This window comes from Lentzea sp. NPDC092896 (assembly GCF_044754905.1).
Taxonomy (GTDB): Bacteria; Actinomycetota; Actinomycetes; order Mycobacteriales; family Pseudonocardiaceae; genus Lentzea.
Genome location: NZ_JBIVPX010000004.1, coordinates 713,074 through 724,900, shown reverse-complemented (window position 1 = coordinate 724,900; position 11,827 = coordinate 713,074). Strand labels below are relative to the sequence as shown.

General features: G+C 68.9%; 10 protein-coding genes. 5 read left to right on the top strand and 5 right to left on the bottom strand.

Annotation, left to right across the window (positions count from 1 at the left end; translation table 11 throughout):
- Positions 1-642: a response regulator gene (locus tag ACIQF0_RS24405; protein WP_401032771.1), complete on the top strand. Its 642-nt coding sequence runs from the start codon at positions 1-3 to the stop codon at positions 640-642.
- On the opposite strand, the gene sthA is transcribed toward ACIQF0_RS24405, so the two are convergent.
- A complete protein-coding gene (sthA, locus tag ACIQF0_RS24400; protein WP_401032769.1) occupies positions 643-2,058 on the bottom strand; it encodes a Si-specific NAD(P)(+) transhydrogenase in 1,416 nt (471 codons plus the stop codon). It abuts the gene before it with no gap.
- Between the two features lie 83 nt (positions 2,059-2,141).
- On the opposite strand from sthA, the gene ACIQF0_RS24395 reads away from it, so the two are divergent.
- Positions 2,142-3,179, top strand: a complete 1,038-nt coding sequence (locus ACIQF0_RS24395; protein ID WP_401032768.1) for a 2-oxoglutarate and iron-dependent oxygenase domain-containing protein — start codon at positions 2,142-2,144, stop codon at positions 3,177-3,179.
- On the opposite strand, the gene ACIQF0_RS24390 is transcribed toward ACIQF0_RS24395, so the two are convergent.
- Complete coding sequence (locus ACIQF0_RS24390; protein WP_401032766.1) at positions 3,145-4,149, bottom strand: hypothetical protein; 1,005 nt, start codon at positions 4,147-4,149, stop codon at positions 3,145-3,147. The genes ACIQF0_RS24395 and ACIQF0_RS24390 overlap by 35 nt on opposite strands.
- Before the next feature lie 146 nt (positions 4,150-4,295).
- Here ACIQF0_RS24390 and ACIQF0_RS24385 point away from each other — a divergent pair, with 146 nt between their 5' ends.
- The gene (locus tag ACIQF0_RS24385; protein WP_360046859.1) at positions 4,296-4,964 is read left to right on the top strand and encodes a DNA alkylation repair protein; all 669 of its coding nucleotides are present in this window, start codon (positions 4,296-4,298) and stop codon (positions 4,962-4,964) included.
- 10 nt (positions 4,965-4,974) lie between these two features.
- On the top strand, positions 4,975-5,538 hold the full coding sequence (locus tag ACIQF0_RS24380) for a GNAT family N-acetyltransferase (RefSeq protein WP_401032764.1): 564 nt from the start codon (positions 4,975-4,977) through the stop codon (positions 5,536-5,538).
- Here ACIQF0_RS24380 and ACIQF0_RS24375 read toward each other — a convergent pair.
- From ACIQF0_RS24375 to pheS, 3 genes are all read right to left on the bottom strand, one after another.
- A complete protein-coding gene (locus tag ACIQF0_RS24375; RefSeq protein WP_401032762.1) occupies positions 5,507-6,004 on the bottom strand; it encodes a hypothetical protein in 498 nt (165 codons plus the stop codon). The genes ACIQF0_RS24380 and ACIQF0_RS24375 overlap by 32 nt on opposite strands.
- Positions 6,005-6,374: 370 nt before the next feature.
- On the bottom strand, positions 6,375-8,852 hold the full coding sequence (pheT, locus tag ACIQF0_RS24370) for a phenylalanine--tRNA ligase subunit beta (protein WP_401032760.1): 2,478 nt from the start codon (positions 8,850-8,852) through the stop codon (positions 6,375-6,377).
- 5 nt (positions 8,853-8,857) lie between these two features.
- Positions 8,858-9,925 (bottom strand): phenylalanine--tRNA ligase subunit alpha, encoded by a 1,068-nt coding sequence (gene pheS, locus ACIQF0_RS24365; protein WP_360046855.1) that lies wholly within the window; start codon positions 9,923-9,925, stop codon positions 8,858-8,860.
- A gap of 138 nt (positions 9,926-10,063) precedes the next feature.
- Here pheS and ACIQF0_RS24360 point away from each other — a divergent pair, with 138 nt between their 5' ends.
- On the top strand, positions 10,064-11,827 hold the full coding sequence (locus tag ACIQF0_RS24360) for an HSP90 family protein (protein ID WP_401032759.1): 1,764 nt from the start codon (positions 10,064-10,066) through the stop codon (positions 11,825-11,827).

Genomic DNA, 11,827 nt, shown 5'->3' with positions numbered 1-11,827 from the left:
GTGATCCGAGTTCTCATCGCCGATGACGAGACGTTGATGCGTGCGGGCATCCGGTTGATCCTGGAGAACGACCCCGAGATCACCGTGGTGGCCGAGGCGAGCGACGGCAGGCAGGCCGTCGAGCTGACGTTGAAGCACACGATCGACGTCGCGTTGCTCGACATCCGCATGCCCGGCGGCGATGGCCTGAAGGCCGCCGAGCAGATCGCGTCGAGGGTCAACGTCGTCATGCTCACGACGTTCGGCGAGGACTCCTACGTGGCGCAGGCGTTGAAGGTCGGCGCGACCGGGTTCCTGCTCAAGGACACCCCGCCGCAGGAGCTGATCACCGCCGTCCGCAAGGCCGCGCGGGGCGAACCGATCCTCGCCCCGCAGATCACCAAGCGCCTGATCGAGAAGCACCTGCTCGCGCCGAACGACGGGTCGGACGCGCGCCGCAAGATCGACGCGCTCACCGAGACCGAACGGGGCGTGCTCAAGCTCGTGGGCGAGGGGCTGTCCAACACCGAGATCGGCGAGCAGCTCTTCATGGCGACCGGCACGGTGAAGGCGCACATCAGCCGGATCCTGCCCAAGCTGGAGTGCGCCAACCGCGTGCAGGCCGCCATCGTGGCGCACGACGCCGGCCTCACCCGGTCGTGATCACCGGGTCGTGAAGCGGTCCAGCGCCCGGATCTTGTTCGTGGCGTCCAGTGCCGCGATCTTGTAGGCCTCGGACAGCGTCGGGTAGTTGAAGACCGTGTCGACCAGGTAGTCGACGGTGCCGCCGCAGCCCATCACGGCCTGGCCGATGTGCACGAGGTCCGTGGCACCGGTGCCGAACACGTGCACGCCGAGGATCTTGCGGTCCACAGTGGACACCAGCAGCTTCAGCATGCCGTACGCGTCGCCGATGATCTGGCCGCGCGCGAGCTCGCGGTAGCGGGAGATGCCCACCTCGTACGGCACCGCGGACGAGGTGAGCTCGGTCTCCGTCGCGCCGCAGTAGGAGATCTCCGGGATCGTGTAGATGCCGATGGGCTGCAACGCCGTCAGGTCGTGCACCGGCTCGCCGAACGCGTGGTACGCGGCCAGGCGGCCCTGGTCCATCGACGTCGCGGCCAGCGCCGGGAAGCCGATCACGTCACCGACGGCGTAGATGTGCTCGACGGGCGTGCGGTAGTGCTCGTCGACGCTCAGCCGGCCGCGGTTGTCCGCTTCCAGCCCGGCGGCGGCGAGCTCCAGTTTCTCGGTGGTGCCCTGCCTGCCCGCGGAGTACATGACGGCGGAGGCCGGGATGCGCTTGCCGGACGCCAGCGTCGTGATGGTGCCGCCCTGCGACACCTCGACGTTCACGACCTTCTCGCCGAAGCGGAACGTCACGGCCTGGTCGCGCAGGTGGAACTTCAGCGACTCGACGATCTCCGGGTCGCAGAAGTCGAGCATCTTCTCGCGCTGCTCCACGACCGTGACGCGGGTGCCGAGGGCCGCGAACATCGACGCGTACTCGATGCCGATCACGCCCGCACCGACCACGACCAGCGACGACGGGATCTCGGTGAGCGCGAAGACCTCGTCGGAGTCGAGGATCCGCTCCTCGTCGAAGTCCACGACGGACGGGCGGGCCGGTGTCGTGCCCGTCGCGATGACGATGAACTCGCCGGTGATCGTGGTGTGGTCGCCGCGGTGGGCCCCGTCCACCGTCACGGTGTGCTCGTCCACGAACCGGCCGAAGCCGTTCAGCAGATCGATGCCGTTGCGGTGCAGTTGCGCGCGCACGACCTGCACCTCACGGCCGATCACGTGCTGCGTGCGCGCCATCAGGTCGTTGATGGTGATGTCCTGCTTGACGCGGTAGCTCGCGCCGTACAACTCGCGCTGGCTCATGCCCGTCAGGAACATGACGGCTTCGCGCAGCGTCTTCGACGGGATGGTTCCCGTGTTCGCGCAGACACCGCCGACCATCTCCTGCTTGTCGATGATCGCTACCCGCTTGCCCAGTTTCGCACCCGCGATCGCCGCCTTCTGGCCACCAGGGCCAGAGCCGATGACGATCAGGTCGTAGTCGTACGGCGTCATGGTCGTCAGCCTACTAAGACGGATTCGATTCCACCCCCGAACGAAATATGAACCTTGCGATGAATTGTGTCGTGCGTGAGTCCATGACAGGACTTCGCACCTTCCGTCTTCCCGCGACCGTCACCGGTTCGGACGACGACGCCGCGCTCGGCCGCCGGCTCATCGAGGCCTGGCAAGCCGACGGGATCCTGCAGATCGCGACCGACGCGACTCAGGACCGGACCACAGCGGAGGCAATGGCCGCCAGCAGAAGGTTCTTCCACGGATTGACGCTCGAAGAAAAGTCACGGTTTGTGAGCGACCTGACCTATTCCGGTTACATCGCGTCCGGAGAAGAGGTCACCGACGGCATCGCGGACTATTCGGAGATCTTCACGATCTGCAAGGACGTTCCGCTCGACGACTACCGCGTCACGGGCAAATGGCCGTGCCACGGTCCGGTTCCCTGGCCGGACGACAGCTACCGCGACGCCATGCGGGCGTTCATGACGATGCTGGGCGGCACCGGCGAACGTGTCCTTCAGCTGACAGCTCTGGGCTTCGGGCTCGACGTCGACGCGTTCACCAGGCTCACCGCGGACGGCTGGCACCACATGCGCGTGCTGCGCTTCCCCACCAGGTCCGAGACCGACCGCGGCATCGGCGCCCACACCGACTACGGGATGCTCGTGCTGGCCGTGCAGGACGACGTCGGCGGCCTCTTCGTCCGCCCGCCGATCGACGGCGAGGACCGGCCGCGCAACTGGCTCGCGGACGAGTCGGCGGCAGGCTGCTTCCAGGACGCCCACGGCTGGAACTTCGTCGCACCGATCGAACGCGTCGTCACTGTGTTCCCCGGCGACGTCCTGCAGTTCCTCACCGGCGGCAAGCTGCTGTCCACGCCGCACAAGGTGCTGCTCAACACCCGCGAGCGGTTCACGATGGCCTACTTCCACGAACCGAACTTCGAGGCCGTCGTGCGTCCGCTGGACGACCCGGACGGCGACACCATCCACTACGGCACGCACTTCACCGCGATGTTCATGCGCTGCTACCCGGACCGCGTCACCACGCGCCGGATCATCGAGGAGGACCGGCTGAAAGTGCTCAGCGAACTCCGGTCCGGGACTCGCCACTCCTGAACGGCAGCACCAGGTCGAGCAACCGGACCCTGGCGCGGTAGTCGGCGACGCGGTCCGCGAACGGCCGCTGCACGATCCTGTGCACGGCGTCCGCGCTCAGCCGCTCGTAGGCCGGAACCGTGTCGTTGCTCAGGAAGTCCCAGCGCGACACCCGGTCCGCGTAGTTGAACGCGGGCAGCGGACCGCCGAACAACGACCGGTACTGCGCCGGGGTCTTCCCGCCCGGCACCGGCATCGGGCCGGCGACCGTGATCGCGTACGTGACCATCTCGCCGGGCGGTAACAGCCGCGACCGCATGCGGTCGAACTGGTCGGCGATCACCAGGTTCTGCTCGCGGGACGAGAACTCGAGGACCGCCTGCGCCGGATCCGCCCACGCCGCGGTGGTGTCCGGGTCGATGACGCCCGCGTCGCGCAACTCCTGCACGGCCTGGATCCCGCCGTGCAGGTAGGCGGCGTGCATCGCGCCGAGGTCCATGAAGATGTGCTTCTGCATCGACATCAGCATCGACGAGAACCAGCGCAGTTCCGGGACCGTGCCGAGATCGAGCATGCCGGCGGCGAACGCGGGCGCGCCGATGTTCGCGAAACCCATCCACCGCAACGTGTCCGGGTACGTCAGGTAGAGCTTCGCGTAGAAGTCGTAGACGGCGAAGATCACCGCGCGGTTGGAGGCGGCGGAGCGTTGCGGGTCCCACTCGGACAGGTTGACGCCCGCGTCCTCGGCGGCGCGGACGATCCAGTAGTGCCACAGCAACGCCTTGAAGCGCGTGGGGGCAATGCCCTTGGCCCGGTATCCGGTCAGCGCCTGCTCCAGCGCGGCACGGTCGGACGGCAGATCGGGGTGCACTCCACCCCGCTGTTCGCCGTTTCCGTTCACCAGCGGCAGATCCAGGTAATCCACCGTGTCCGCTTTGGTAGCACCCATGCTGCCGAGCACGAGCGCCGCCACAACCATGAGCACGCGCATGAACGCGAACTGTATAGGGGCCAAGCACCCATTCTGTTCACAGAAGCCCCCGGTCAAGTGATGTTTTGCGAGTTCGTTAGCACTTTCGGTACCGATGGGGCCATAAATCTCAACAGGGCTACTCCTAATGCCTATACCGTTTGGGCGTGACACTTAAGGTTTCCTTGATCGACGCGGTTCGAGCGGGACTCGAGGAGCTCGCGGATCCGGTGAAGGCGCCGGAGATGCAGGCGTACATGAAGTCCGACATGCCGTTCCTGGGAGTGCAGAAACCCGGACGAGTGGCGCTGCTGAAGTCACTGCCGCAGTTGCACGACCGGGACGAGTGGCTCGACGCGATCCAGACGTTGTGGCGCGAGGCCACCTATCGCGAGGAACGCTACGTCGCGCTCTCGCTGAGCGGGGATCGCCGATTCCAGTCCGTCGACCTGATGCCGTGGTTCGACGAGATGATCGTGACCGGCGCGTGGTGGGACTACGTGGACGAGATCGCGTCGAAGCGCGTCGGTCCGCTGCTGCGCTCGACGCCGGACGTCGTGCGGCCGTTGATGCTGAAGTGGTCCGTCGACGCGGACAGGTGGCGGCGGCGGACGTCGGTGATCTGCCAGCTCGGGTTCAAGGGCGCGACCGACGTGGAGTTGCTGACGGCGTGCGTCGACGCGAACGCGGACGATCCCGACTTCTTCCTGCGCAAGGGGATCGGCTGGGCGCTACGGGAGTTCGCGAAGACCGAACCGGGCTGGGTGCGCGCGTTCGTCGAGGCACGGCCGGGGCTGTCGCCGTTGTCACGGCGCGAGGCCCTCAAACACCTCTAGTGTCGATCACATGGAGGGCACGCACGTCAGGCTGGAACCGCTGTCGCTCGACCACGCCGAGGGGCTGTTCGAGGTCACCCGTGACCCGGACATCTGGACGTGGCTGCTGAGCAGTCAGCCGTCCAACGTCGACGACATGCGCGCGTGGGTCTCCGAGGCGATCGCGTCACGGGAGGCGTTCGCTCAGATCGAGGTGGCCACCGGACGTGTGGTGGGCACGACGTCGTTCTACGAGGTCGTGCCGGAGCACCGCAGGCTGGTGATCGGCTACACGATCGTCGGCAGCGAGTGGCACGGCACGGCGATCAACCCCGAGGCGAAACTGCTACTGCTGTCCGAGGCCTTCGACGTGCGCGGCGCGCTGCGGGTCGGCTGGTACACCGACGCCGCGAACGTGCGCTCGCAGCGGGCGATCGAGAAGCTCGGCGCGTCGAAGGACGGGGTGCTGCGGGCGAACGTCACGAGGCCGGACGGAACGCAGCGGGACACGGTCGTCTACTCGATGGTGCCGGCGGAATGGCCGGCGGCACGGGAACGGCTGGCTAGCCGTGTTTCGCGCGACCTGAGTAGGTGAGCGGGAAGACCAGTTCGGCGCACTCCGCCGGCACGTCCTGGGCGACCTCGACCTTCATCGTGACCTCGACCGCGCCCCCGGCGGGGATGTCCACGATGTCGGTGAGCGGGACGACGGTCAGCACACCGGCCGGGCAGCCTTCGACGCGCTGCTGGGTGGCGTCGAGCGGCTGACCGGGCACCGCGGACAGGCTCTCGACGATGATGCCGACGGGGTTCGGGTTGGACAGCCGCACCTTGCGCTCGCCCACGGCACCCGGCTTGAGCTCCACGGCCGCGCCGGAGATGTCGTTGATCTCGAACGGCTTGAGCTGCTGCATGCCGGACTCGCCGCTGCTCACGGAGTACGCCATCGCGGGCTGCACGGGGTCTGGCCAGGTGAGGTGCATGGCCGCCACGACCGCCGCGCCGAGCATGAGGATCGTCAAGGACACGGCGATCTCAAGGCGCGGACCCAGACTACGCATGGCGCAACTCTCCAGAGTTGTTGCTCCCAGGCGGTGGGTTCGCCAATAGCTCCCCACCGGACCGGCGACCAGACTCGCCCGGTGGTTCATCGCTTCGCCCCTCGGCCCTGGCGGGCCGCGTGGCCAATCTTGGAGAACCTTCACGTACTGCGCAAGCGTCCGACGGTTGCCGATTTCCCCTTGTAATGAAGGACCTTTGGCACCTTGACAGCTACGCAGGGCTACCACCTGCTGGTTTGATCCCAAATCCCGCAATTCGGCATTCAGCCGAACGAGCGAACTTTCATGGGCAATTCATCAGTGTGTCCTGGTGACGTGGAAAGGCCCGGGGTTCGTTGACGAACCCCGGGCCCTCGTCCGTCGTGGCCGATCAGGCGCGCAGAGCCGCGCCGAGCCGTTCGCCGGCGGCGGCGACGGCGGCATCGCGGGCCGCGGTCGCCTCCTCGACGGTCAGCGTGCGGTCCGGCGCCCGGAAGCGCAGCGAGTACGCGAGCGACTTTTTGCCCTCGCCCAGCTGCTCACCCGTGTACACGTCGAACAGGCGGATGTCCTCGAGCAGGTCGCCCGCGGACGCGCCGAGCACCTCGGACACCGACTGCACCGGCACGGAGGCGTCCACGACCAGCGCGACGTCCAGCAGCACCGGCGGGTAGGCCGAGACCATCGGGGCCGGGCGGTGGTCGTCCAGCGGCAGCGCGTCCAGGTCGAGCTCGAACGCCACGGTCCGCTTGGGCAGGCCGAGCGCCTCGATCACCTTCGGGTGCAGCTCACCGGCATGCCCGACGGGCCAGTCACCGACGCGCAGCTCGGCACAGCGGCCGGGGTGCCACGGCAGCAGGTCCGACGCCACGACGCGCAGGGTGACCCCGTACGCCTGGGCGGCGCGACGAGCGGCCTCGACGGCGTCCGACCAGTCGGCGATGCGGCCCTTGCCCCACCAGCCGGCCAGTTCGCGGTGGCCCGTGAGGACACCGGCGACGTGCAGCGGCTGGTTCGGCAGCGCTGCCAGCAGCGAGGCCACCTCGGCCTCGGTCGGCCTGCGGTCCACGCCGAGCGCGGGCACGGGCACCTGCTGCGCGCGGGGCAGCGTCACCTGGGCGATGTTGTAGAGCGAGACGTCCTTCGCACCACGGGCCAGGTTCCGTTGGAGGGTCTCCAACAGGCCCGGCAGCAGTGTCGTCGCGAGGACGTTCTTGTCCGCCTCCAACGGGTTCAGCACGCCGACCGCGTTGCGCCGGATGTCGTCGGCGGCCAGACCGAACGCGTCGAACACCGACGGGTCGATGAACGGGAACGGCTTGACCTCGACGAAACCGTCCTCGGCCAGCGTGCGCCACACCGTGCGGCGGCGACGCTGCTGCTCGGTCAGGCCGCGGCCTGCGGGGGCGGGCGGCAGCACGGAGGGAATCGTGTCGTAGCCCTCCAGTCGCAGCACCTCCTCCACCAGGTCTGCGGGCTGCACGAGGTCGGAGCGCCACGTCGGCGGCACGGCCGTGACGATCGTCTGGCCGTCGTCCGAGGTGGTCACGGAGACCTGGCAGCCGATCTGGCCGAGCCGGCGAGCCGTGACGCCACGGGCGTAGCGCACGCCCGCGATGCGGTCCGGCAGGTCGATCGGCATCGAGACGGCCTCGGGCAGAGCCGGCGCGCCCACGTCGGTGCGGCCGGGCTTGATCTGGCCCTCGGCGTAGTGGTTGAGCAGCTTCGCGGCCCGCTCCAGCGCCACCGGTGCCAGCGCGGGGTCGACGGTGCGCTCGAAGCGCTTCGCGGCCTCGGACGGCAGCTTGTGCCGCCGGACCGTGCGCGCGATGGACGCCGGGTCCCAGTTCGCGGCCTCGAGCAGGATGTCCGACGACTTGTCGCCGACCTCCGTCGAGGCGCCGCCCATGACACCGGCGAGCGAGATCACGCCGGAGTCATCGGCGATCACGATGTCGTCGACGTCGAGAGCGCGGACCGAGTCGTCCAGCGTCGTCAGCTTCTCCCCCGCGTGCGCACGGCGAACCGTCAGCGCGCCGGACAGCGAAGCAGCGTCGAACGCGTGCAGCGGCTGGCCCAGTTCGAGCATCACGTAGTTCGTGACGTCGACCGGCAGCGAGATCGACCGCATGCCCGCGAGCATCAGGCGGCGGCGCATCCACCACGGCGTGGGCGCGGTCGGGTCGACACCGGTGACCCGGCGTGCGACGAACCGCGAGCAGCCGGTGCGGTCCTCGATGTGGACCGGCCACGCCTCGCCCTCGGGCTCGGGGACCTCGATCAGGCCCGGGTCGCCGAACGGCACGTCCAGCGCGCAGGCGATCTCACGGGCGAGGCCGCGGACCGAGAACGCGTAGCCGCGGTCCGGGGTCGGCGCGAGCTCGATGACCGTGTCGTTCAGGCCGAGCAGCTCCAGCGCGTCGTCGCCGGGCTGCGCGGTGCCGGTGGGCAGCACGAGGATGCCGGAGTGGTCGTCGCCGATGCCGAGCTCGTCGGAGGCGCAGATCATGCCCTGGGACACGCGGCCGTACGTCTTGCGCTCGGCGATCGAGAAGCCACCGGGCAGCACGGCGCCGGGCAGCGCGACGACGACCGAGTCGCCCTCGACGAAGTTCGTGGCGCCGCAGATGATGTTGTTGACCTGCTCGGGGCCGACCTCGACCTGGCAGTAGCGGATCGGCTTCTTGAACTCGGTGAGCTCCTCGATGGCGACGACGCGACCGGCGACGATCGGGCCGGTCACGGGACCGAGCGGGCTCACCTCCTCGACCTCGATGCCGATGCGGGTGAACGCCTCGGCGAGCTCGTCGGGCGTGGGGACTTCGTCGAAACCGAGGTGTTCGACCAGCCAGCTGACCGGGATGCGCATCCGGATCAGGCCTCCGTTCCGAATGGCTGGGTGAAGCGGACATCGCCTTCGACCATGTCGCGCATGTCCGGCAGGCCGTTGCGGAACTGCAGCGTGCGCTCCAGGCCCATGCCGAACGCGAAGCCCGAGTAGACGTCCGGGTCGACGCCGGTGGCGCGCAGGACGTTGGGGTTGACCATGCCGCAGCCGCCCCACTCGACCCAGCCCGCGCCGCCCTTCTTCTCCGGGAACCACACGTCGACCTCGGCCGACGGCTCGGTGAAGGGGAAGAAGCTCGGGCGCAGGCGGGTCTTCGAGTCCTCGCCGAACATCGAGCGCGCGAACGCGTCGAGCGTGCCCTTGAGGTGGCCCATCGTCAGGCCCTTGTCGACCGCGAGGCCCTCGACCTGGTGGAACACCGGGGTGTGCGTCGCGTCGAGCTCGTCGGTGCGGAACGTGCGGCCGGGGCACACCACGTACACCGGGAGCTCGCGGTCGAGCAGTGTGCGGGCCTGCACCGGCGAGGTGTGCGTGCGCAGGACCAGCTGCGAGTCACCCGGAGCGATGTAGAACGTGTCCTGCATCGAGCGGGCCGGGTGGTCCTTGCCGAAGTTCAGCGCGTCGAAGTTGAACCACTCGGTCTCGAGCTCGGGGCCCTCGGCGATCTCGTAGCCCATGGCCACGAAGACGTCACCGATGCGCTCGGCGAGCGTGGTGATCGGGTGGCGCGCGCCGCGCGGGAAGCGGTCCCAGGGCAGCGTGACGTCGACGGACTCCTCGCGCAGCACCCGCTCGTCGCGCTCGACCTGGAGCACGGCGTGGCGCTCGTCGAACGCCGTCTTGATCGCGGACTGCGCCTCGTTCACCCTCTTGCCCGCCTCGGCCTTGGCCTTGGGGGGCAGGGCACCGATCTCGCGGCGGGCCAGCAGCACGGGCGACCGGTCACCGAGGTGGCCGGGCTTGACCGCGGCCAGTGCCTCGAGGTCGGCAGCTCCGGCGAACGCCTCGCGCGCCTTCTGCACGGCCGCGTCGAGGTTCTCGGCCGACAGCGCCGCGACCTGCTTCGGGTCGTACGGGTCGTTGGCTCCGGACATGGTTGGTGGACAGCTCCCAGGTTTTTGATCCACACGCGGGACACTCGGTAATCAACAGGCCGATCCTAGTGGGTGCGCTGTTGACCGCTCCGGGAGCTTCCGTTAAAGAGCGGCATCGACCCTCATGTCGTCCCTAGGATGGGCGGCATCATGTCGCACACCTTCCGCGTCGACCTGCGCGGCATCATCGACCTGCTCAGCCACCACCTGTACAGCAGCCCGCGCGTATACGTGCGCGAACTGCTGCAGAACGCCGTCGACGCGATCACGGCACGGCGCGAGCTCGACCCGTCCTGCCCCGCCGACGTCACGATCACCTGCGGTTCCACGCTGACGATCACCGACACCGGCGTGGGGCTCACCGAGACCGAGGTCCACGAGCTGCTGTCCACGCTCGGCCGCACGTCGAAGCGGGACGACCTGGGGTTCGCCCGCGAGGGGTTCCTCGGCCAGTTCGGCGTCGGCATGCTGTCGTGCTTCCTGGTCGCCTCGTCCGTGACGGTCGTCACGCGGTCCTCCCGCGGTGGTCCGGCCGTGCGGTGGGAGGCGGACTCGTCCGGCAACTACACCGTGTCCGTTGTGGACGGTGACGTACCGGTCGGTACGACGGTGGAGCTGAGTGCCTCGCGCGGCAACGAGCACTGGCTCGAAGCCGACGTCGTGCGGCCGTTGGTGAGCGACTACGGCGATCTGCTGCCGGCCGCGGTGACGCTGGACGGGGCTGTCCTGACCCGCGGCGAACGGCCGTGGGACGACGAGGACGCCGATCTCTCCGAGTACTGCGAGCAGGTACTGGGGTTCACGCCGTTCGAGGCGATCCCGATCGAGGTCGAGGCGGCGGGACTGACCGGGGTGGCGTTCGTGCTGCCGTCCGGGGTCCATCCCGGGACGCGACAGACGCACCGGGTGTACCTGAAGCGGATGCTGGTCGGCGACAACGTCGAGGGCCTGCTGCCGGACTGGGCGTACTTCGTGCGGTGCGTGGTCGACGCGTCCGCGATCCGGCCGACGGCGTCACGCGAGTCGCTCTACCAGGACGAGATGCTGCTGGCGGTGCGCGAGGAGCTGGGCGAGCAGATCCGCGACTGGCTGATCAGGCTGGACGCGATCGAGCCGCGCCGGGCCGGTGAGCTGCTGGCCGCGCACCACCTGGGCATCAAGTCGCTGGCGCGGTCGGACGACGAGATGCTGCGGCTGGTCGAGCGCTGGCTGCCGTTCGAGACCACCGAGGGCGCGATCCCGTTGCGGCAGTTCAAGCGCAAGCACGGCGCGATCCTCTACATCCCGGACGTCGACGAGTTCCACCAGCTGGCGCCGGTCGCGGCCGCGCAGGGCCTGGGGCTCGTGAACGCCGGCTACGCCTACGACATGGAGCTGCTGAACCGGCTCAGCGCGCTGGACGGTCCTGCCGTCGCGCGCCGGGTCGCGCCGTCCGAACTGCTGGCGGCGCTGGCCGATCCGGAACCGGAGATCGAGACGGCGCTGCGGTTGCGGCTGGCGGAGGGCGCTGCGGCGCTGGACCGGCACGACTGCGACGCGGTGATCCGCGACTTCGACCCGGTCTCGTTGCCCGCGTTGCTGATCAGCAACGCGGAGCAGCAGCGCAAGCTCGACACCGAGCAGACCGCCGAGGAGGTGACGGACCCGTTGTGGGCGGAGCTGCTCGGGCAGCTGACCGCGGGCTCCGACTCCTCACGGCCGGAGCAGCTGGTGCTCAACTGCCGCAACCCGTTGGTTCAACGGCTGGCGCGGTTGAACGACCCGTCGCTGGTGGAGCTGACGCTCGAATCTCTGTACGTGCACGCCGTTCTGCAGGCTCGGCGAGCGATGCGACCGAAGGACACGGCGGCGCTGAACCGCTCGTTCCTGGAACTGCTGGACCGCGCCGTTGGGGGTAAGTGA

Coding starts and splice junctions, on each gene's coding strand:
- ACIQF0_RS24390 (WP_401032766.1), bottom strand. CDS start 4,149: ATGCGCGTGCTCATGGTTGTGGCGGCGCTCGTGCTCGGCAGCATGGGT.
- ACIQF0_RS24375 (WP_401032762.1), bottom strand. CDS start 6,004: ATGCGTAGTCTGGGTCCGCGCCTTGAGATCGCCGTGTCCTTGACGATC.
- ACIQF0_RS24360 (WP_401032759.1), top strand. CDS start 10,064: ATGGGCGGCATCATGTCGCACACCTTCCGCGTCGACCTGCGCGGCATC.
- sthA (WP_401032769.1), bottom strand. CDS start 2,058: ATGACGCCGTACGACTACGACCTGATCGTCATCGGCTCTGGCCCTGGT.
- pheT (WP_401032760.1), bottom strand. CDS start 8,852: ATGCGCATCCCGGTCAGCTGGCTGGTCGAACACCTCGGTTTCGACGAA.
- pheS (WP_360046855.1), bottom strand. CDS start 9,925: ATGTCCGGAGCCAACGACCCGTACGACCCGAAGCAGGTCGCGGCGCTG.
- ACIQF0_RS24395 (WP_401032768.1), top strand. CDS start 2,142: ATGACAGGACTTCGCACCTTCCGTCTTCCCGCGACCGTCACCGGTTCG.
- ACIQF0_RS24380 (WP_401032764.1), top strand. CDS start 4,975: ATGGAGGGCACGCACGTCAGGCTGGAACCGCTGTCGCTCGACCACGCC.